This window comes from Ensifer sp. SSB1, assembly GCF_016652895.1.
Lineage (GTDB): Bacteria > Pseudomonadota > Alphaproteobacteria > Rhizobiales > Rhizobiaceae > Ensifer.
Window position 1 is genome coordinate 1 of the sequence record NZ_JAEPRP010000040.1, and the last position, 18,308, is coordinate 18,308.

An 18,308-nucleotide genomic window follows, 5' to 3' on the forward strand; every position below is an offset into this window, starting at 1 on the left:
GAGACTGTCGCATCTCTAACTGGCCCAACTGTCGCATTACTAAATAGCCGCTACACATAGAGATCACATAAGATAGATTATGGAACTATTGCATCTACCGGAAAACATGGATTGCGGCCAATCCTTGTGTTGCCGAGCTTGACCCGGCCTTTCCAGCCTGCTTAGCGTTCCGGCACCGAACACCACTTTCAAGGCCAGATGCGATGAGCGAATTGCGCGTTCTTACAGATGCTTTCATTCCGGAACTGCCAAGCCGCTATAAAGGCAAAGTTCGTGAAAACTACGACCTGCCCGACGGCAATCGCATCATCATCGCCACCGACCGTCTCAGCGCCTTCGACGTCATCCTGACATCGATCCCGAACAAGGGTCATGTACTGACCCAGACGGCACGCTACTGGTTCGAGGAAACGGCCGACATCTGCCCGAACCATGTGGTCAGCTATCCGGATCCGAATGTCGTCATCGGCAAGCGGCTCGACATCCTGCCAGTCGAGGTCGTCGTTCGCGGTTATCTCGCCGGAACCACCAGCACCTCGATCCTGACGAAGTACCGCAACGGCGAGCGCGAGATGTACGGCATTACCTTGCCGGACGGCATGCGCGACAATGAGAAGCTGCCCCAGGCGATCATCACGCCCACCAGCAAGGCTTTCGACGGCGGCCACGACGAGCCGCTTTCGGCTGAAGCGATCCTCGAGCAAGGTCTGCTGACGAAGGAACAGCTCGATACCGTCTGGCAGTATGCGCTCGCTCTGTTTGCCCGCGGCCAGCAGCGCGCCGCCGAGCGCGGCCTGATCCTCGTCGACACCAAGTACGAGTTCGGAACCGACGAAAACGGCACGATCATTCTTGCCGACGAGATCCATACGCCCGACAGCAGCCGCTACTGGATCGCCGACAGCTATCAAGAGAGCTTCGAGCGCGGCGAACGCCCGAAAAGCTTCGACAAGGATTTTGTCCGCGCCTGGGTCACCGCGCGCTGCGATCCCTACAAGGACCCGATCCCGGAAATTCCTGTTGATCTCATCGAACAGACGTCGGCTGTCTATATCGAAGCCTTTGAGAAGATCACCGGCCAGCGCTTCGCTCCGGATCTTTCCGGCGCTACGGTTCTGGACCGCATCCGGGCCAATCTCGCGCCATATTTTTCCAAATAAATCAGCATATTAGATCGGTATTTTAATCTAAATTATGCGTCAGCGGGCGCCGGATCGTCGATATCGAATTCGAGCCGCATCATGTCATAGGCCGGCTCGATATGCTCGGGCGTTTCGCTCTGGACCATGTCGTAGTCCAGCGGCACGTGCATGTGCGTGAGCACCGCCCGCTTCGGCTGCAGCCTGGTGATCCAGCCGAGCGATTGTACCAGCGACAGATGGCTCGGGTGGAACTTGTACTGCAGCGTGTCGATCACGAGCAGATCGAGGCCGCCGAGCTTGGCGACGGTCTCCGCCGGAAAATCGCTGACGTCGCTGCAATAGGCGAAATCGCCGACGCGGAACCCGAGAGAATGGATGTTGCCGTGAAACTGCATCAGCGGCCGGAACGCGATCGGCCCGCCGGCGCCCGATATCACCACGGGCGACAGATCGTCGGGAATAATCCGCGGCTCGACGATCGGCGGATAGCCGCTGCCGGGCGGTGACTCCAGGCAATAGCCAAACCCTTCGCGAATGCGGCCCATCGTATAGGCATCGGCCCAGATCGGCACCCGCCTGCGGTTTTCGATGACGTAACCCCGCAGATCGTCGATGCCATGCAGATGGTCGGCATGCGAATGGGTATAGAGCACCGCATCAATATGGCGCACGTTCGTTGCGACCATCTGCGCACGAAAATCCGGCCCGGTGTCGATGACGACGGTCGTCTTGCCGCCATCGGGCGCGATTTGCTCGACAAGCAAAGCCGCGCGCATGCGCCGGTTCTTCGGGTTTTCAGGATTGCAGGCGCCCCAGTCACCGGTGATCCGCGGAACGCCAGGCGACGACCCGCAGCCAAGAATGGTGAAGGTGCGCCGGAACGCCACGTCAGAGCCTCGGCATCTTGGAGAAGATGCGGAAGGCATTTGCCGTGGTGATCGTTGCGATTTCCTCCGCGCTTACGCCGATCGTTTCGGCAAGCACGGCGGCCGTATGGGCACCGTAAGCCGGCTCGTTGCGCTTGCCACGGAACGGCTTCGGCGCGAGATAAGGCGCGTCGGTCTCGACGATCATCCGGTCATGCGGCACGGTCTTGGCGATTTCGCGCAGCTCTTCGGATTTCGGGAAGGTCAGGATGCCCGAAAACGAGACGTAGCCGCCGAGCTCCACGCCGACCCGGGCGAGGTCAGGACCAGACGAGAAACAATGCAGAAGGAAAGGGAAGGCCCCCTTCCCGGTTTCCTCGGTCAGGATCGCTGCCATGTCCTCGTCGGCCGAGCGGCTGTGAATGACGAGCGGCAGTCCCGTCTCGCGTGCAGCGGCGATATGACGGCGCAGGCCCTCTATTTGCGCGTCACGCGGCGCGTTATCATAGAAGTAATCGAGACCCGCCTCGCCGATCGCCACCACCTTTGGATGCGCCGAAAGCCGAACGAGATCCTCCGTCGTGATGTCCAGTTCCTCGTCCGCATTGTGCGGATGGGTGCCAACGGAACAGAAGACGTTCGGATAGGCTTCAGCAATCGCGAGGATCGTCTCGAACCGCTTCACACGGGTCGAGATCGTGATCATCTGCTCGACACCCGCCTCGTGCGCCCGCGCGACGATGGCGTCACGCTCCGCTTCGAAATCGGGGAAGTCCAGATGGCAGTGGGTATCGATCAGCATGCTCAAATGCCCTACTGCGCTTCCGGTGCCACATAGCGCGGGAACACCGGCCTCGGCGCTTCGAGCGGTGTGCCCGAGACCAGACGCCCCGCCTCGCCGAGAGCTGCGAAGTCGCGCTTGTCGGCAGGTGCTGCCACTAGGTCGAGCAGCTTTGCTGAAGATTCCGGCATGAAGGGCTGCAGCAGGATGGCGATCTGGCGCACGACTTCCGCCGTGACGTAAAGCACGGTGCCCATGCGGGCCGGATCGGTCTTTTTCAGCGCCCAGGGCTCCTGGCCGGCGAAATAGCGATCCGTCTCGGAAACGACGGCAATGATTGCCGCCAGCGCCCGGTGGATCATCTGCTTGCCCATCTCATCGCGGGTGATTTCATGCAGCGCGTCAGCGGCGGCCAGCATCGCCTTGTCCTCGTCGGTCAGCGGACCGCAGACCGGAACCTGGCCGTCGCAGTTCTTAACGATCATCGACAGCGAGCGGCTCGCCAGGTTGCCGATGCCGTTGGCGAGGTCGGAGTTGATACGGGTTGCGATCCCCTCCTCGCTGTAGCTGCCATCCTGGCCGAAGGAGACTTCGCGCAGGAAGAAGTAGCGGATCTGGTCGAGGCCGAAATGCTCGACGAGATTGAACGGGTCGACGACGTTGCCAAGCGACTTAGACATCTTCTCGCCCTTGTTGAGCAGGAAGCCATGAGCGAAGACGCGCTTCGGCAGCGGCAGGCCGGCCGACATCAGGAACGCCGGCCAGTAGACGGCGTGGAAGCGGATGATGTCCTTGCCGATCACATGGATGTTCGCCGGCCAGAATTTGGCACGGGGACCCTTTGGATCGTCGAGATAACCGGTGGCGGTGATGTAGTTCGTCAGCGCGTCGACCCAGACATACATGACATGCGACGGGTCGTTCGGGACCTTGATGCCCCAGTCAAAGGTGGTGCGAGAAACCGAGAGGTCCTTGAGGCCGGACTTCACGAAGGAGATCACTTCGTTGCGGCGTTCCGCCGGGCCGATGAAGTCAGGGTTTTCCTCGTAGTGCTTCAGCAGCTTGTCCTGGTATTCGGACAACTTGAAGAAGTAGCTCTGCTCCTCGACCCACTCGACCGGCGTTCCCTGCGGCCCGTAGCGCACGCCGTCATCGCGCAGCTCCGTCTCGTTCTCCTGGTAGTAGGCTTCATCGCGCACCGAATACCAGCCGGCATAGGAGTCCTTGTAGAGGTCGCCCGCCTCGCCCATGCGGGTCCAGATGTCTTGCGAAGCCTGGTGATGGCGCTGCTCGGTCGTCCGGATGAAGTCGTCGTTGGAGGCGTTCAGAACCACGGCCATTTTCTGGAATTCCGCCGAGTTGCGGTCGGCGAGATCCTGCGGCGTCACGCCTTCCTTGCGCGCGGTCTGCTGCATCTTCTGGCCGTGCTCGTCCGTTCCGGTCAGGAAAAACACGTCACGTCCGTCGAGGCGCTGGTAGCGCGCCATGGCATCCGTCGCGATCAATTCGTAGGCGTGGCCGATGTGCGGCTTGCCGTTCGGATAGGAGATCGCGGTGGTGATGTAAAAGGGGGACGTGTCTCTCATAGGCGGATTCGATCTATCTCGGATTAAGCTACGCACGCTCTTAGCGCATACGCCGCAAGGAAGAAACATGCGATCCGTGAAAAGCCCGGGCCCCGCGGTCGTCGTCGCTGCTCCCAGCCTTGCGCGCTCAGCACGCGCCAACTAGAACAAAACAGAAACAAGCTGAAGGACAAATCATGCTGGAACGACTTGGCAGCCAATTTGAAACTGCATCCGCCGGCTATGCCGGCGCGCACGGCATCGAACGTGATCCCGATTGGTTCATCCTGAAGATGCAGGAGGAATTGGGGGAGCTGACGCAGGTCTGGAACAAGCTCAGTGGGCGCGGCCGGCGCCACGGCGTATCGACGGACGAACTCACGGCGCTGATGGCCGACGAGACCGCCGATCTGCTCGGGCATGTGCTGCTGTTTGCCCACCACCACAAGCTCGACCTCAGCGCCGCGATCGAGCGCAAGTGGCGCTTCCAGGCGGTGCTATAGCGCCGCCTTCATGTCGTCGAGCAGCGACAGGATGGTCTGCTTGCGATCGAGATTGTAGGCGTCACTGACCGTCAAGCGCTCGGTCACGGAGGCAGAAAGCCGCGCGAAGCGCTCGGCGCGCATGATGTCTCCCGCAATCGCAGCCTCCCGCGCATCGCGCATGATGCGGTCGCTCGCGAGCGCCTGGAAAAATTCGAAGATCGTTTCGCTGTCCTTGCCCGACAGCACGTCGGCCAGCTTGTGCATGTCCTTGCGCACCGCCGGCCCCTGCCCTGCGAGGATCCCTTCGAATGTCGCGGCGATCTCCAGTCCGCCATAATTGATGAGCTTCAGCGCTTCGGCGACGCTGCCATTGGCGGCCGCAATGATGCGCTCGGCATTCTCGCCCTCGAGATCGAAACCGAGATGCGCCAGAGCCTGGCTTAGCGGTGCCACGTCAAGCGGCCTCAGCCGCAACGGCAGGCAGCGCGAGCGGATCGTTGGCAGCAGCTTTCCGGGCGCATGCGTCAGCACCAGGAAGAGCGAGCGGCGCGGCGGCTCCTCGAGGATCTTCAGGATGGCATTGGCCGCATTGCGGTTGAGATCATCAGCCGGGTCGATAATGACGATGCGCCAATTACCGGTACCGGACGTCTGGCTGAAGAATTTGCCGGCCCGCCTGACCTCGTCGACCGTGATCGCGCCCTTCGCCCGGCCCGTTTTCTCATCGATCGGGCGCGTCAGGTGCAACAGATTGTGCGAGGCGCCCGAGGCAAGCTGGCGCCCGATGGCGGAAGCCGGATCGGGATCGGAAATCGCTTCAGGCGCTTCCGCGGGCTCGGGATGTTTCAGGATGTGATGCGCAAGGCGGAAGGCAAGCGTCGCCTTGCCGATCCCCTCCGGCCCTTCGATCAGGATCGCGTGGTGTCCCTTGCCAGAACGATAGCTCTGCGCGAGGAATGCTTCGGCTTGCTCGTGGCCGAAGAGCCGATTGTTCTCGGCGGGCGCGATGGCGCCATCCAGGACGCCGGCTCGTTCGCTCATGACACCACTTCCTCGGCCGACGTATCGGTGCCATCGCCATGCGGCAGGAGGGTCTCGACGAGCGAAAGTACCTCGGCGGCTATGGCCTCGACAGGCTGTGTCGCATCCACGACGCGGCATCGCTCGGAATCGCGCCTGGCGATATCGAGAAAGGCATCCCGCCGTTTCTCGTGCGTCTCCAGTTGTTCCTTCTCAAAACGATCGGGATTGTCATCGCCGGCGCGGCGTTGCGCCCGCTCAAGGCCGACACTGGCCGGCAGATCGAAGATCACGGTCCGATCGGGCACCACGCCGTTGATCGCCACACGCTCGAGGCTCTCGACGAAGCTCTGCTCCAGGTTTCCGGTAATGCCCTGATAGACGCGCGAGGAATCCATGAAGCGGTCGCAGAGCACGATGGTGCCCTGATCGAGCGCCGGCCGAATGACCTCTTCGACATGATCGCTGCGGGCGGCGGCAAAGAGGATCGCCTCCATCCGCACCCCGAAAGCCTCTGCGGCGCCGGAAAGCAGCACGTGGCGCACCGCTTCAGCGCCGGCTGAACCGCCGGGCTCCCGTGTCGTCAGTACTTCGTAGCCGCGCGCGCGCAGCGATTCGGCGAGAAGACGGAGCTGCGTCGACTTGCCGGCGCCTTCCCCGCCTTCGAATGTTACGAACAGACCTTTTTTCAGCGACACCATGCGTTCCCATATCGGCATGCGACCCCGGTCACGATGAAATCTGGTCGAATCGACCGCGTGACCGGTTCTAATAGGTTGGAGCGGGATGGAGCGGAAAACTGCGCAAACCATCCTCATCCCGCTTCGGCTCTGTTTAGCCGATTGGCCGGCGCTGTGAAACCGTCAGGTGGCGATGAATTGGCGAGAACCTCCCCCGCCTTGGCTTGCTGTCGCTAAATCCAGAAGAACAGCAGTTCCTGCAGCGCATCGAGGGCACGGCTGGTGAGCGTGCCCTGCCCGACGGCGCTCGCGGTCTTGACCGGCACTTCACGCAGCAGCTTCTCGCCGTTCCACAATTTGACGACGCCGACCTCCGTTCCCGCCGTCACCGGCGCCCGCAAGGGCCACTTGTAGACGATACGCGCCGTCAACCGGTCCGGATTATCGACCGGCAGCAGCACGTCGACCGGGCCGCCGGCAACCAGCGCGACATGGGAGGCATCGCCGCCATAGACGGCCGCCTCGCCGATCGCTTCCCCGTCGGCAAAGATCCGCTTCTTTTCGAACGCAGACATCGCCCAATCAAGCACCTTGCGGCTCTCTTCGATGCGCTCTTTGTCGGTCTCGAGGCCGCCCATGGCGAGATAGACCCGGCGGTCGCCGCGCTGGAGGGAAGCGGCGAGCGAAAAGCCGAAACCTTCGGCAAAACCAGTCGCCAGACCATCAACGCCGATATTGGCCGAGATCAGCGGGTTTTTGTTGCGCTGCAGGATCTTGTTCCATTCGAACTCCGGCTGCGAATAGAGCCGGTAGAGATCCGGGTGCGCCTCGTGGAGATGCCGGATGAGCGTCACCAGTTCGCTCATCGTGATCTGGTTGCCCGGATCGGGAAGTCCGGTCGCGTTGCGGAACGTTGCGACCGGCATGCCAAGCTCGCGAGCGCGCGCCGTCATCAGTTCGGCAAAGGCGCCCTCGTTGCCGGTCATGCCTTCGGCAAGGATGATACAGGCGTCATTGGCAAGCTGCACTGCAACGCCCTGCAACAGGTCGGCGACGCGCATGCGGGATTTCAACGCGGCAAACATCGTCGAGGTGCCGGCGGGTGCGCCACCGGTACGCCAGGCATGCTCGGACACTTCGAAGGTGGTTTCGGCCGAAAGCTCGCCCTTGCCGATCGCCTCGGCCACGACTTCCATCGTCATCAGCTTGGCAAGCGACGCGGGCGGTATCGGCTGGTTTTCGGCGCGTGAAAAAAGCACGGTGCCGGTTTCGGCATCGACAAGCAGGATCTGCTTTGCCTTGGTATCGAAGGCAGGCGCCGGTGCCTGCGCGAGTGCGGCGCCGGCAAGCAGCGAAACGCTGAAAAACACCGCCGAAAACATCTTCATGCGCATGGGAAACTCCGGGTTCCCCTCGGGCATAGCAGCGCGGTCATTTTGGCACAACGCCGTCTGTGCTTATCGGACAGAACCGCTTGCTTTCTGGCGCTTGGCGTAATCGACGATCACCTGCGGCGTCAGTTGCTTCTTGTCGACCATGATCGCTTCAAACGGCGATTCGGCATCGCTGACGCGAACTTCGTAATAGGCGGCCGCAAAAGCCATGTTGCCGTTGGGCATCGGGATGTATTCAGGACGCTCGCGCGGGATCGGGCCGATTTCCGGCAGCATGACGAACTCGTTGAACGACTGTGGCTGGGCGAACTGCGGCACGGGAGCGGCAAGTGCCGTCACCGGCTCGCTGACATCGAGCGAAGCCTTTGCCGGGACTGTGATCGTGCCGAGGCTCTGATTGCGGAACGGCTCGTTCGAAGCGACCATCACGCCGGTCGCGATCTGGCCTTCCGGCATCACGCTCGGGCCACGCTGCCCCTTCTCGACATAGGATGCCATCAGGTAGGGCATGTCGTTGCCTTCGAGCGGCGCACGACCGACATATTGCACCCGCACCTGCGCGCTGCCCTTGCGCTTGATGTCGAGCATGTCTGCCGTCTTCGAGGAAACGTCGATGATGCGGCCAAATTCATAAGGCCCGCGGTCGTTGACGCGAACGATGACCGACGTACCGTTTTCCATGTTGGTGACGCGCGCATAGCTCGGCAGCGGGAACGTCGGGTGCGCGGCCGAGAGATGCGCCTTGTCGTAGACCTCGCCGTTGGCAGTCAGGCGCCCGTGAAAGGCCGAGCCGTACCAGGAAGCCGTACCCGTCTTGTTGTAGCCGAAGTCTTCCTTCGGCTGATACCACTTGCCCTTGACCTGATAGGCCTTGCCGACCTGAAAGCGTCCGCCGCCCTTCGGGATGTTGTTGCCGGTGGCAACGCGCGGGCTGGCCTTTACGCCATAGACGGATTCAGGAAAGTACTCCTTGCTCCGCGCAGTTTTCTTGACGTTCGACGTGGAGCCGCAGGCGGCAAGCGCTACGCAGAGCGCAGGTATCGCCGCAAGGCGCAGTCCCTTGACCAGATATGCCGCATTTTTACTGGATTTCATCTGTCCCACAACATCGATCGATAAAGCCGTACTCGAAACCTTCCGCTTACCCCCAGCGGAAATCTCGGCGTCCCGAAACGGAACAGGTGTGTATTCATGACATCATCAAGGCGAAAATGCGAACTCATCCACAGGCCGGCGCCGCATTTCGCGAGTTATGGTTTATGGCTAGTTAACGCAATCCAGCCCGACGCGTGCTCTTCGAAGCGGTCGAGAAAATCTTGCGGCGACGCATGTTAATTCTTGCAAAGCGCCAAGGCTTCGCGCAATAACGCCGTGCCCGGCACGCAGTCGAGCGTTGCTTCAGGCAAGGACAGGTGGCCGAGTGGTTTAAGGCTCTGGTCTTGAAAACGTGTGCCACTGTCGGAAATGCCCCTTTCCTCTCAATCGGTTAGGGAAAAAATAGCGGCAAAAGTGCCGCAAAAGTGCCGCAGGGCTGCAAAGCTTGCGGCATCGGTCGGATGGGTGGCCGAGTGGTTTAAGGCAACGGTCTTGAAAACCGTCGTGCGGGGAACCGTACCGTGGGTTCGAATCCCACCCCATCCGCCAATTTCCCGGCCCCGCGCCCTTGTGGTAATTTGTTACCACGATGCGCAAAGTGCCCGACCCCGCCGAACAATTCGAATCGATGATTGCCGCCCTTCGCGACGATGGCCTTTCCTATCGCCAGATAGCCGCCGAGGCGGGGATTTCCCATGCCTCGATATGGCGCATTGCCGAGGGCATCACGCACCGGCCGTCCTATCAAACCGGCTTTGCCATTGAGCGGGCTTATCGAGCGAGGCGAACCGATGCCCGTTGACCGCCGGCTCTATGATAAGCGATGGGAGAAGCTTTCCCGGTCGTTCCTTCGCGCCAACCGCCATTGCGTCCGATGCGGCGAGCCCTCGGCTCACGCCGACCATATCGTGCCGGTTAAGGTGGCCCCGCATCGGCGCTATGACCGTTCCAACCTGCAAGCGCTTTGCCAGCCCTGCCATAACCGCATCACGACCGCCTATGAAAAGGGCTCGCTTGCCGGCGCATGCGACGAGGACGGCGTGAGCCTCGACCCGTGGCACCCATGGGCGCAAGAGACGAACGCCGACGCCATCAAGGTCGCGAACCTGCCCAAGGACAAACGCACGGTGGACCCGCGCTATGCCGCCACCCTCAAGGCAAGGGTGAGCCGCCAATGAACCCGGTAGCGCTCACAAGGCGGCTGATAGCGGCCGGCATCACCAAACAGGAAATTCACCGCCTTGCCGGAATTTCCCGCCGAGCGCTCGACCAGACAATCAACGGGGCAACCGACAAGCTCACGCTTGACGAATTGGAGCGGCTGCAAAGCCTGTTCCGGGGAGTGTTGCCGCCCTCGGTCGTCGCCCAGGTGCATCACCCGCGAACGCCGCCGAGGTTCGGGCGATGAAAAGTCCTCTCGACCTTTGGCGTTCCCGACCAAAACCCAAGAAACCGCCACGGGAACCGGAAACCATCGGGGCCACGTCGCCCAAGGGGCCAAAGCCGCTCGGGGCGGCCGATGCCAAGCGATTGCCAAAGGACCGACCGCGTCCGAGGCGATGAAGCGGGCCGGGACGTACCGCACTTATTGTCACTGGCCTCCGTCCCGGCCTCATTCGCATGGTCCCGGCCATCGCTTAGGCCGGCTCATGCGATATTTGAAGCCGGGGCGACGACCTCACATCGCCGCCCCGGCGCATCCGCACTTAGGGCGAGCTTGCCGGCGGAATGGATTTTGCCCTGCGATAGGCGCGGAAATGGAGCTTTCCGGCCCCCGCATCAACATCAAGCGCAATGTCGTCGGCGTCCATGTTTTTCGCGATGGCGACGAGTTCGCCGAGCGACCCGGTCAACTGTTCGGCGGGTGCATTCTGCATCTCATGTTCGACAAGCTCGGCACCGTCGCGCCGTACAATGACAACGTTGCTCATGGCTTTTCCTTCCTTATCCGGTCGGCGACGATTGCCAGAACCTCAACAAGCGTCTGGCCGGGGTCCAGCGTCTCACCGTCGAGGCGGCTGCCGTGGTCGCTTACCCGGTAGCTCGTACCATCGACACAAACGACGAGGGCAAGGAACCGCGCCTTTGGCTTTTCCGGTTTGGGCAGACGCTCATGCATCATCGGCTTGCCCTCTCGGCCTTGAGCTTGGCGATTTCGGCTTCAAGCTTGCGCAGTTTCGTCTCGGCCATCCGTTCCATGCGGTATTCCGCATCTGCCAAGCGCTGCTCAAGAATGCGGTCGTTGCGCTTGAATTCGGCATCGAGCTTTTCAAGCGCCTTGTCGATGCGGGCGCGCTCCAATGCGAGCGCGTCGGTGATGGTGGCCCGCATCGCCTTCACATGCTCGCCGATGAGGCGGCCCACGCCCTTGATAAGGCCGTCGAGCTTCCGGTCGAGCCAGTCTTTCCAAGAGATGTTCAACGCCGCCTTGCGTTCTTCCTCGGCGCGCTTTTGCTCGGCCTTCCACGCCATTCGCTCATCAAAAGTGCGGTAAACGCCATCTTCGCACGGGCTCTTGTAGCTTCCGGCCTCTTCCATGGTTCAAGCCTCGTCGGTATAGGCGACGGCACCGGGGGCGGCCACCCACGACGTCGGCAGGACGGCCCGGAGCGCGGCCGAGTCGGTTTGCCAAAGCGACCTCGCGGGGGCGCCGATGGTTCCGGCACCATCGGAAAACGGTACGACGCCGGCTTGGTCCTGCTCGACCAAAACCGCCGAACGGCTCACCGAGAATTTAACCTCGCCGCCGAACGCCACGCTCAAATCGTCGGCGTCAACGAGGATAAGGCGCGTATCCGGTACGGCCTCGCTGGAAAGCACGCTGTAATCGGAGAAGCCGAGAAGGTCGCCGCCCGCCGCCAATGCCGCCCGCCGTCCGGGGCCGGTGATGAAAACAGGGTTCGCGGGTTTGACGACGGCCATCAAGGCGGCGATATCGGCTTGAAAAGTTGCCCCGCCCGTCGTCGCGGTGATGCCATTCAACAATCCGGCGGGCCGGATAGCGGATGAGGGGCTGGCGTCAAAAAGCACGCTATCGAGGCAAGAGCCTACCGCCTTGTTGAGGATGGTCCGAAGCAAGGTTTCAACCTGCGGCGCGGTGCGCTCGCTCATTTCCTCGGTGAAGCTGGCAATCGCCTTTATCGAATGCGCCTGGAACGAGGCCGAGGAAAACGCCGCTTTCGTCAAGCCGATGGGCTGGCCCTCGCCGACGAAAGAGGCCGAGGCAGACCCGGCAATCACCGCCTTGACGCTAGCGCTCATCGAATAGCCGTGCGCCGCTTGAAACAGGGACGGCGCGGCATAGACGCCGCCGCCGAGCGAAAGCACGTAATCGGCCGTGACGCTCTGCGCCAGTTCGGCGGCCCAGCCGGTGACCGACGTCATCGCGGGCGACGTCGCCGCCTTTTGCTGCCAGCGCTCGACCGCGTCCATGTCCTTGAGGTGATGGAAAATGGCCGCCGCCGCTTGCGCAATGAACCTTGTGCCCGTGGGCTTGCGCTTGCCGCCGCGCTCAAGTTTCACCAACAGACCGCGCAAGTCCTGCAATTCGCGGCCGATACTTTCGAGAGAGTGCGACATGAAAAACCCCGGCTCGATGGATTCCGGCGCGGGGCGAACATTGTTCGATTGGGCGGCCGGAATGCCCTGTTACACGACTGCAATCAATGTATCAGGTGAAGGCAGGTCATCAAAGCGATGAATTCGTTGCCAAAAATGCAACGCCATATTTGGCTGTAGACGCGCTAGATGCGCGGACGATGCGACATGCGGAAAAAGCGCCGGTCGCGCTGTAGACCCGGCCCACGGCCGGCACCGTCGAAAGGATGAGGATATGGGCGAGGTCATCCTGTTTCCAAAGCCGATGCCCGAATGGCGGCAAATCCTATTCGAAGCGCTCGAAGTGCCGCGTCGGTATTGGGGCACGCCCGAGGGTGAGGCTATTGCTTTTGCCCTTGCATCCCGGTTCAATGAGGACAACAAAACGCGGCACTGATTATCGCGGCTTGCCGGATTTCTCCGCATGCAGCTTTGCCGTTGCGGACGTCGGCCAGAGCGCGGCCATTCTCGCCTCAAGCTCGGCGCTCGGTGCCCATGACGGGTCGGCGAAGGATTGCAGCAAGCCTTCCGTGGCGAGCCCTTCCCATGTCTCTTTGTCCTCGGCCGTCTTGGGCCGGCGACCGGTTATTCTGCGACGAGCGGCGGCTGTTACGCCAAGTTCGCCCTCAAGTCGGGTCGCCCTCGCCCGCAAGGCATCCAGTGCGCCGGTCAACGGGTGTTTCACCGGGTTGCCCTTTTGCCCTGTCACCATCCTGCCGGCCGCATCAATGATGGCGCTCGTTTCCTTCTCATCGACCCGGCACCGGGCCAACCGGGCAACCGATTCCACGTCGGCCGAGGCCGCCAATTCGGCCAGTTGCTCCATGATGTGACGGAATTCCGCATGATATTTGGGGTCGAGCCCCGTTGGCGGCTTGTGAACAGCGAGTTTGACGGCTTTGGCCACGGGATGCCCTCGTTTCAGCGTTATTATTTTCGGATATAAAGCCCGAAAAACCAACAATTTCTCACGTTGCACTCCACGGCGCGGACGCCCATTGGGCTCTCTGGCGAACGCGACCCGCCCCCCCGCCCGAGGGGACCGTCATCAATCGCTTTCGGCGCGACTAACGCGGATGACTTCACCGAGAAGCACGTCGAGGTCTGACGCAAAATCCACCTGAATTGCAGTTGGCAAGTCCACTCTCGACCTAATCGGTGAATGAAGGTGAACGTTGGCAATGTTGCGCAATGAGGTCTCAAGACGCTGCATTGACGCTTTGAACGACCTTTCTGTCTTTGGAGTGCCGTAATTGGTTGCGACTTCGGCGAAAGTCCCGAATCCAAGGACAGGCGGAACATGGTCCATTATCGCACGAAGAAGCATAGCGGTTGAAAGGTGACAGCGGTTTGCAGCAGCCACATTCAATTCGCGGCACAGTTCCACGAGGCGTACGAAGTCCCACGGCCCGTTGCTGAGGCCCTGAAGCGCACTGATGCGTGATTGATCAACGTAAGGCTTGGGGGACGCTGGTTGCGACAGTGGTGCCTTTGCTCTCTTGCGTCCTACCGCTCGCGCGCCGGCTCGGACAATCTGACCCGATTCCTCAACCGACGCGTACGAGGGGCCGCCATCATAGAACATTCCGCTTATGCCAATGCCGGCAGTATGGGCGAGATTCCTCGAATAGTCGTTAGCGATGCCGAGTTCGTCATCTAGGATTGATTTAGCCTCAAGAGCGAGCCCTTTGAACGCCGCAGCATGTGGAGTTGCAAGAACCAAGCCGGAAATATTGCCGCCGTTGATGAACAACGGCAGTAGGCTTTCCATCTTCTCGGCGATTCCTGAGAGGTCTTCTATCATAGGGCGAGAGGCTAACCGCACTGCCCGCAGACGAGGGAGTCCCATTTCGGGGTTTCGGAGCTTTATACACAACGAACTATTTCCGAAGGCACTGCGACGAGGCGACAAGGTGACAGAGCGACAATTGTCACTGTTTGTCGCTCTGTCGTCGGGATGGTTGGCGGTGGTCGGCGGTAGAGGGTGACAAGCGACAAAGGCGACACACCCCTTTAAAGGGTGTCGCTTTGTCGCCGTTGTCGCCAGCTAACGCACCGTGTCCTGTCGCGCTGTCCACACAAGGTCTTTCCACTGTCCTATCCATCCCTCTTTCGCCAACCGTTCCACGGAACGGGTGAAGGCTCTGGCCGTTGATTTCGGATTATCGGAAGCCGAGACGCCGCGCTTAAGCGCATGCTCTCGCCACTCATCCATCATCACGGCCTGCGTATTGTCAGGGATATAGCGCGACCGCTCGGGCACCTTTCCGCGTTCAAGCAATACCTCGATAAGCGCCCGATGAGCCGCGACGGCCGAGTCTGGCAACTTGGCCTTAAGCTGTTCGGAAAGGCCCGGTGCATCGTCCACGGGCTCGACAACGCATGACGTCACCGGGTCGCCGTCCTCGTCGGTGTAGAGGTCCACCACACGAAGCTTGAAGGCCACTTTCGCACCGGTTGGCCCATCCTTCATGAATTCGACGGTGACAATGATATTGCCCTCATTGTCCCGCTTGAACGAAAGCACGCAATCGGCGGCGGCGACGAGCGAGGTATGGCCCCGAGGGCGTGACGTATCGAGGCCGGTATGGTGGACGATGACGAGCGAGCAATTGAATTCCGCAATGATTGCGTCACCCGACTTGATGAAAGCGCCCATGTCCTCATCGGAGCTTTCCGAGCCGCCGATTGAACGGTTGAGCGTATCCAGCACGATTAGCACCGGCACCACCTGCCCGAGTTGCGCCCGTATCTCGGCTATCAGTTGCTTGCGGTCGGCGGCGAGGATTGCCGGAACCGTGATGGCATAGAATGGCGGGTCCGCGCCCGCTTCCAGAAATTCCTTGCGGAACGCCTCGGCCCGGTCACTGACGCCGGTCGCACCCTCGAAAGCGCAATAGACGACGGCCCCTTGCTTCACCCGCCGGCCTCGATATTTCCAACCAAGAGCGACATGCATTGCGAGGTCGACAATCCAGAACGATTTCCCGCATTTCGCCGGCCCATAGGCCACGGTGAAGCCCGGAAACGGTATCAGCCCCTTGACGAGGTATCGCCGCCGGCCGTTGGGTTTCAGGTCTTTGAAGCGAGTGAGCTTGAAACGTATCTTGGGCGCCGGTCGCTCGGGTTTCGGCTTGGGCCTGTAAAGCTCGCGGATATTGTCGCCATATTGCTCTGTTGCGTCGGGTTCGGATGGTGGCTTATTGCGCATAGTCGGCGCCCTCTCTGGTCGGCATGAGAATCTCGACGGAGCGGCCCGCATCCTTCCAGCGCTCGGCGCATCGGCGGGCCGCTTCGATACCGGTGCGGCTCTTGTCGTGGTCGGCCCAGATGACGAGCTTGCGGACTCGGGGAATGACGGGGAATGCCTCGATGGCCCCGGCCGAGCCGAGCGCCCAAATGGGGCGTTGCCATACGGCCAAGGGGTTGCCGTCGTCTTCCTCTCGGAAGCTCGTCACCGGCTTGCCCTCGCCATAGATGGCAAGCGCGGTTTCGACGCCCTCGGCGATATGCAGGACGCCGCCGACCTGTTCCCTCGGGGAAATCATCATGGCCGCGCCGCCGACCGCCCCGAGCATCGCCTTGTTGTCGTGGCCGCGCCCGGTGATGCGGTGGATTGCGACCACCTCGTCATCCTCGAAAACATCGAGCGCCGGATTTCGCATGATGCGAGTGAAGGCGACGAGCAACGCCGGCCGTGGCTTGCAATCGGGGAACGGGCATTCCGGGTGAAAGCCGAACGCGAGGCGGCGAATGTAACCGTTGACCGGCAACTGTATGCCGCGCCCGTTCAAGTATTCTTCCGCCCAGGTGCCAACCGGGTCGACGGCCTCACGCCATAGACGGCGGGCGAGCGCCAAGCGTCGGGCCTTGGCTTTCTCTTCCTTGCGGCGCTTCTCGGCGAATCGCCGGTCTACCTCGGCCTTTTCTTCCGCGCTCTGTTCCGTCTTTTCCTGCGCGGTCGGCGCGCTGAAAGTGCCGCGCTCGCCGCACCGGATGCAAAGATAGTTGACGGCCTCGGGTCGCTTTGAATGGGGCCACAGGCGCAACACCTTGCGCGCCGCGCCGCGTTTCGTCTCGCAACGGCTGGCGCAAAATTCGCAAGTCACGTTGGCCTCGGGCTTGCCATCGAGCAAGCGCTTGAAGGTCTCGTAATCGGCGCTCATTCGTCGCCCCCGTCAAATCCGGGGCGATTGGCCCACCACGTTTGAAGCTCTTGCCGCTCGTCGGCCTCTCGCTCTTTCAGCGCTTGGGCGGCGTCCTCGTCCCACCATTCGGCAATTGCCGCCAAGACGATATCTTGCAGGTCGGGCGGCGAAATCGCCTCACACTGGACCGTGCTTGTCCCGTCGCCATCCAAGCCGGCAAAGCTTCGCCGGTCGGTACTCTTGGCCGGGGCCGTGGGTAGGCCCAAGCCGCGGATTTGCTCGGGCGTCACCGCGACCCGCCGAAATATCGCCTTGTCGGTATCTTCGCCCATGCCCTCGATGAAGGCGGAAACGTCGGCCTCAAGATTCTGAAAGATATGTTCGCCGGATGGGTCAAAATCGCCGAGATGCAGGATGACGGTCGGCCGGCTCTCAAAGGCGATGGAGCGCGCCAGTTCATGCTTTGCCGTGACGCTATCGAACCCGCCGGCCGAGCGCACGGTCGCGCCATAGGGGGAAGCCATCCGCGCCAGCATTTCGGTCATGCCGGCGGCCTCGCATTGGACGATGAGCCGGGATGGCTGGCCGATATCGGGACGAAGGCGGAAATAGCGGACGTTCGACTCGAAGGCTTGCAACAGTTGGTGAAACGAACTGTAACCGCCGCCGCCCTTCGAAACGGTGCCGTCGTCGCGAATTGCATCAAAGGAAATCAGGCGGGCGCGGCGGGCGCGCTGTAGAACCTCGCAAAGCGAGGAATAGGCGTTTTCGGTCTTGCTATAGTCGAAAGTCCCGACGAGGCGATAAAACACCTGCCGGCACGTCATCGGCCCGAATTGCTGATACTCGGCGATGATATGGGCGACTTGCGAAAGCAATTCGCGAGTCTTGGCGTGCGGTTGCCAGCTTTCAATGAATCCTATCGGTCTGCTCATCTTGGGGGTCTCCCCGAAAAGGTGAAGGGAAACCGGCGCCGCCCCCCTCAAGCGCCGGTCGTGGTGTCAAACATCAACCTGGATTGCTTGCGCCATATCCTTCGCGGCGGCGGCGTAGTGCCGCGCTTTCTGGCGATGGAGTCGCGCCAGTTCCAGCAGCACCTTGCGCACCTCGTCGGTCGAGATTTCCGGCGCGGGTGTTCCGACTGGCAATGGAAGCTGAATATTCATGACTTGGTTTCCTTTCGTGTTGAAAGGCAACCAGTTGACGCGGAAGGATGCGGCCCCTACGTTTGAAGCGCTCCGAAATGCTTCATTTGATGGGGGTCGCCCGCGCAAGCTGGCGGCCTTCTCTGCGTTGGGTCTAGGCCGCTTCGATACCGAAGCTCGCGCGGATATCTTCAATCGTCTTCCCGGTGATGAGGACGAGCCCACCAAACCGGATGGTCGGCACCTCGCCGTTATCGACGGCGCGTTGCAGGCGCTTGCGCGGCATTGGGATGGTCTTTGCCGCTGCCGTAATGGTGTAACCGGCGCCGGAACCGCGAAACCTGCCCTTTTCCTGAATTGCTGGAATGCTCATCGGCCTTTTTCTCCCTT

General features: G+C 61.4%; 24 protein-coding genes and 1 tRNA gene. 7 read left to right on the forward strand and 18 right to left on the reverse strand.

Annotated features, from left to right (window positions below; genetic code table 11):
- The first annotated feature begins 212 nt into the window (after positions 1-212).
- The gene (locus I8N66_RS12405; protein ID WP_113537252.1) at positions 213-1,160 is read left to right on the forward strand and encodes a phosphoribosylaminoimidazolesuccinocarboxamide synthase; all 948 of its coding nucleotides are present in this window, start codon (positions 213-215) and stop codon (positions 1,158-1,160) included.
- Positions 1,161-1,192: 32 nt separating this feature from the next.
- Here the strand turns inward: I8N66_RS12405 and I8N66_RS12410 are convergent, their stop codons facing one another.
- From I8N66_RS12410 to metG, 3 genes are read right to left on the reverse strand one after another with little or no spacing between them, the layout of a single operon-like run.
- Positions 1,193-2,029: an MBL fold metallo-hydrolase gene (locus tag I8N66_RS12410; protein WP_291154058.1), complete on the reverse strand. Its 837-nt coding sequence runs from the start codon at positions 2,027-2,029 to the stop codon at positions 1,193-1,195.
- A gap of 1 nt (position 2,030) precedes the next feature.
- Entirely contained in the window at positions 2,031-2,810 is a 780-nt protein-coding gene (locus I8N66_RS12415; protein ID WP_291154060.1) for a TatD family hydrolase, read from the reverse strand.
- 11 nt (positions 2,811-2,821) lie between these two features.
- On the reverse strand, positions 2,822-4,375 hold the full coding sequence (gene metG / locus I8N66_RS12420; RefSeq protein ID WP_291154062.1) for a methionine--tRNA ligase: 1,554 nt from the start codon (positions 4,373-4,375) through the stop codon (positions 2,822-2,824).
- A gap of 176 nt (positions 4,376-4,551) precedes the next feature.
- Between metG and I8N66_RS12425 the strand changes: the two genes are divergently transcribed.
- The gene (locus I8N66_RS12425; protein ID WP_291154064.1) at positions 4,552-4,857 is read left to right on the forward strand and encodes a pyrophosphatase; all 306 of its coding nucleotides are present in this window, start codon (positions 4,552-4,554) and stop codon (positions 4,855-4,857) included.
- Here the strand turns inward: I8N66_RS12425 and I8N66_RS12430 are convergent.
- The 4 genes from I8N66_RS12430 to I8N66_RS12445 all read right to left on the reverse strand — a co-directional run bounded on the left by I8N66_RS12430 (position 4,852) and on the right by I8N66_RS12445 (position 9,028).
- Positions 4,852-5,880 carry a DNA polymerase III subunit delta' gene (locus tag I8N66_RS12430; RefSeq protein ID WP_291154066.1) on the reverse strand — a complete coding sequence of 343 codons (1,029 nt, stop codon included), beginning with the start codon at positions 5,878-5,880 and terminating at the stop codon, positions 4,852-4,854. The genes I8N66_RS12425 and I8N66_RS12430 overlap by 6 nt on opposite strands.
- Positions 5,877-6,560, reverse strand: a complete 684-nt coding sequence (tmk, locus tag I8N66_RS12435; RefSeq protein WP_291154132.1) for a dTMP kinase — start codon at positions 6,558-6,560, stop codon at positions 5,877-5,879. The genes I8N66_RS12430 and tmk overlap by 4 nt, the downstream gene beginning before the upstream one ends.
- 212 nt (positions 6,561-6,772) lie before the next feature.
- The gene (locus I8N66_RS12440) at positions 6,773-7,933 is read right to left on the reverse strand and encodes a D-alanyl-D-alanine carboxypeptidase family protein (RefSeq protein WP_291154068.1); all 1,161 of its coding nucleotides are present in this window, start codon (positions 7,931-7,933) and stop codon (positions 6,773-6,775) included.
- Between the two features lie 63 nt (positions 7,934-7,996).
- On the reverse strand, positions 7,997-9,028 hold the full coding sequence (locus tag I8N66_RS12445; RefSeq protein WP_291154070.1) for a septal ring lytic transglycosylase RlpA family protein: 1,032 nt from the start codon (positions 9,026-9,028) through the stop codon (positions 7,997-7,999).
- Positions 9,029-9,487: 459 nt separating this feature from the next.
- On the opposite strand from I8N66_RS12445, the gene I8N66_RS12450 reads away from it, so the two are divergent.
- The 4 genes from I8N66_RS12450 (at position 9,488) to I8N66_RS12460 (ending at position 10,436) form a co-directional block, all read left to right on the forward strand.
- Positions 9,488-9,577, forward strand: a tRNA-Ser gene (locus I8N66_RS12450).
- Between the two features lie 79 nt (positions 9,578-9,656).
- Complete coding sequence (locus tag I8N66_RS37540; protein ID WP_365887209.1) at positions 9,657-9,830, forward strand: helix-turn-helix domain-containing protein; 174 nt, start codon at positions 9,657-9,659, stop codon at positions 9,828-9,830.
- The gene (locus tag I8N66_RS12455; protein ID WP_291154071.1) at positions 9,820-10,206 is read left to right on the forward strand and encodes an HNH endonuclease signature motif containing protein; all 387 of its coding nucleotides are present in this window, start codon (positions 9,820-9,822) and stop codon (positions 10,204-10,206) included. The genes I8N66_RS37540 and I8N66_RS12455 overlap by 11 nt, the downstream gene beginning before the upstream one ends.
- A complete protein-coding gene (locus tag I8N66_RS12460; RefSeq protein WP_291154072.1) occupies positions 10,203-10,436 on the forward strand; it encodes a helix-turn-helix transcriptional regulator in 234 nt (77 codons plus the stop codon). The genes I8N66_RS12455 and I8N66_RS12460 overlap by 4 nt, the downstream gene beginning before the upstream one ends.
- A gap of 298 nt (positions 10,437-10,734) precedes the next feature.
- On the opposite strand, the gene I8N66_RS12465 is transcribed toward I8N66_RS12460, so the two are convergent.
- From I8N66_RS12465 to I8N66_RS12480, 4 genes are read right to left on the reverse strand one after another with little or no spacing between them, the layout of a single operon-like run.
- Positions 10,735-10,959, reverse strand: coding sequence for a hypothetical protein (locus I8N66_RS12465; protein ID WP_291154073.1), 225 nt, complete (start codon positions 10,957-10,959; stop codon positions 10,735-10,737).
- On the reverse strand, positions 10,956-11,150 hold the full coding sequence (locus I8N66_RS12470; RefSeq protein ID WP_291154074.1) for a hypothetical protein: 195 nt from the start codon (positions 11,148-11,150) through the stop codon (positions 10,956-10,958). Before I8N66_RS12470 ends, I8N66_RS12465 begins: the two co-directional genes overlap by 4 nt.
- Positions 11,147-11,566 carry a hypothetical protein gene (locus I8N66_RS12475; protein ID WP_291154075.1) on the reverse strand — a complete coding sequence of 140 codons (420 nt, stop codon included), beginning with the start codon at positions 11,564-11,566 and terminating at the stop codon, positions 11,147-11,149. The genes I8N66_RS12470 and I8N66_RS12475 overlap by 4 nt, the downstream gene beginning before the upstream one ends.
- Before the next feature lie 3 nt (positions 11,567-11,569).
- Positions 11,570-12,607, reverse strand: a complete 1,038-nt coding sequence (locus I8N66_RS12480) for a phage major capsid protein (protein WP_291154076.1) — start codon at positions 12,605-12,607, stop codon at positions 11,570-11,572.
- 253 nt (positions 12,608-12,860) lie between these two features.
- Here I8N66_RS12480 and I8N66_RS12485 point away from each other — a divergent pair, with 253 nt between their 5' ends.
- Complete coding sequence (locus I8N66_RS12485; protein ID WP_291154077.1) at positions 12,861-13,022, forward strand: hypothetical protein; 162 nt, start codon at positions 12,861-12,863, stop codon at positions 13,020-13,022.
- On the opposite strand, the gene I8N66_RS12490 is transcribed toward I8N66_RS12485, so the two are convergent.
- The 7 genes from I8N66_RS12490 to I8N66_RS12520 form a co-directional block, all read right to left on the reverse strand.
- Positions 13,023-13,604 (reverse strand): P27 family phage terminase small subunit, encoded by a 582-nt coding sequence (locus I8N66_RS12490; protein ID WP_291154078.1) that lies wholly within the window; start codon positions 13,602-13,604, stop codon positions 13,023-13,025.
- Between the two features lie 69 nt (positions 13,605-13,673).
- Positions 13,674-14,396, reverse strand: a complete 723-nt coding sequence (locus I8N66_RS12495) for a hypothetical protein (protein WP_291154079.1) — start codon at positions 14,394-14,396, stop codon at positions 13,674-13,676.
- A gap of 276 nt (positions 14,397-14,672) precedes the next feature.
- Positions 14,673-15,887 carry an AAA family ATPase gene (locus tag I8N66_RS12500; RefSeq protein WP_291154080.1) on the reverse strand — a complete coding sequence of 405 codons (1,215 nt, stop codon included), beginning with the start codon at positions 15,885-15,887 and terminating at the stop codon, positions 14,673-14,675.
- Positions 15,826-16,761: a toprim domain-containing protein gene (locus tag I8N66_RS12505; protein ID WP_291154081.1), complete on the reverse strand. Its 936-nt coding sequence runs from the start codon at positions 16,759-16,761 to the stop codon at positions 15,826-15,828. Before I8N66_RS12505 ends, I8N66_RS12500 begins: the two co-directional genes overlap by 62 nt.
- A 26-nt stretch (positions 16,762-16,787) precedes the next feature.
- Positions 16,788-17,708 carry a hypothetical protein gene (locus I8N66_RS12510; protein WP_291154082.1) on the reverse strand — a complete coding sequence of 307 codons (921 nt, stop codon included), beginning with the start codon at positions 17,706-17,708 and terminating at the stop codon, positions 16,788-16,790.
- A gap of 66 nt (positions 17,709-17,774) precedes the next feature.
- Complete coding sequence (locus tag I8N66_RS12515; protein WP_291154084.1) at positions 17,775-17,939, reverse strand: hypothetical protein; 165 nt, start codon at positions 17,937-17,939, stop codon at positions 17,775-17,777.
- 133 nt (positions 17,940-18,072) lie between these two features.
- On the reverse strand, positions 18,073-18,291 hold the full coding sequence (locus I8N66_RS12520) for a hypothetical protein (RefSeq protein WP_291154086.1): 219 nt from the start codon (positions 18,289-18,291) through the stop codon (positions 18,073-18,075).
- Positions 18,292-18,308 lie beyond the last annotated feature (17 nt).

Bases quoted from the DNA above. Each gene is read 5' to 3' on its own strand.
- I8N66_RS12455 (WP_291154071.1), top strand. From the start codon at position 9,820: ATGCCCGTTGACCGCCGGCTCTATGATAAGCGATGGGAGAAGCTTTCC.
- I8N66_RS12440 (WP_291154068.1), bottom strand. From the start codon at position 7,933: ATGCGCATGAAGATGTTTTCGGCGGTGTTTTTCAGCGTTTCGCTGCTT.
- metG (WP_291154062.1), bottom strand. From the start codon at position 4,375: ATGAGAGACACGTCCCCCTTTTACATCACCACCGCGATCTCCTATCCG.
- I8N66_RS12470 (WP_291154074.1), bottom strand. From the start codon at position 11,150: ATGATGCATGAGCGTCTGCCCAAACCGGAAAAGCCAAAGGCGCGGTTC.
- I8N66_RS12480 (WP_291154076.1), bottom strand. From the start codon at position 12,607: ATGTCGCACTCTCTCGAAAGTATCGGCCGCGAATTGCAGGACTTGCGC.
- I8N66_RS37540 (WP_365887209.1), top strand. From the start codon at position 9,657: ATGATTGCCGCCCTTCGCGACGATGGCCTTTCCTATCGCCAGATAGCC.
- I8N66_RS12425 (WP_291154064.1), top strand. From the start codon at position 4,552: ATGCTGGAACGACTTGGCAGCCAATTTGAAACTGCATCCGCCGGCTAT.
- I8N66_RS12520 (WP_291154086.1), bottom strand. From the start codon at position 18,291: ATGAGCATTCCAGCAATTCAGGAAAAGGGCAGGTTTCGCGGTTCCGGC.
- I8N66_RS12510 (WP_291154082.1), bottom strand. From the start codon at position 17,708: ATGAGCAGACCGATAGGATTCATTGAAAGCTGGCAACCGCACGCCAAG.
- I8N66_RS12465 (WP_291154073.1), bottom strand. From the start codon at position 10,959: ATGAGCAACGTTGTCATTGTACGGCGCGACGGTGCCGAGCTTGTCGAA.
- I8N66_RS12485 (WP_291154077.1), top strand. From the start codon at position 12,861: ATGGGCGAGGTCATCCTGTTTCCAAAGCCGATGCCCGAATGGCGGCAA.
- I8N66_RS12415 (WP_291154060.1), bottom strand. From the start codon at position 2,810: ATGCTGATCGATACCCACTGCCATCTGGACTTCCCCGATTTCGAAGCG.
- I8N66_RS12430 (WP_291154066.1), bottom strand. From the start codon at position 5,880: ATGAGCGAACGAGCCGGCGTCCTGGATGGCGCCATCGCGCCCGCCGAG.
- I8N66_RS12500 (WP_291154080.1), bottom strand. From the start codon at position 15,887: ATGCGGGCCGCTCCGTCGAGATTCTCATGCCGACCAGAGAGGGCGCCG.
- I8N66_RS12475 (WP_291154075.1), bottom strand. From the start codon at position 11,566: ATGGAAGAGGCCGGAAGCTACAAGAGCCCGTGCGAAGATGGCGTTTAC.
- I8N66_RS12445 (WP_291154070.1), bottom strand. From the start codon at position 9,028: ATGAAATCCAGTAAAAATGCGGCATATCTGGTCAAGGGACTGCGCCTT.
- I8N66_RS12460 (WP_291154072.1), top strand. From the start codon at position 10,203: ATGAACCCGGTAGCGCTCACAAGGCGGCTGATAGCGGCCGGCATCACC.
- I8N66_RS12495 (WP_291154079.1), bottom strand. From the start codon at position 14,396: ATGGAAAGCCTACTGCCGTTGTTCATCAACGGCGGCAATATTTCCGGC.
- I8N66_RS12515 (WP_291154084.1), bottom strand. From the start codon at position 17,939: ATGAATATTCAGCTTCCATTGCCAGTCGGAACACCCGCGCCGGAAATC.
- tmk (WP_291154132.1), bottom strand. From the start codon at position 6,560: ATGGTGTCGCTGAAAAAAGGTCTGTTCGTAACATTCGAAGGCGGGGAA.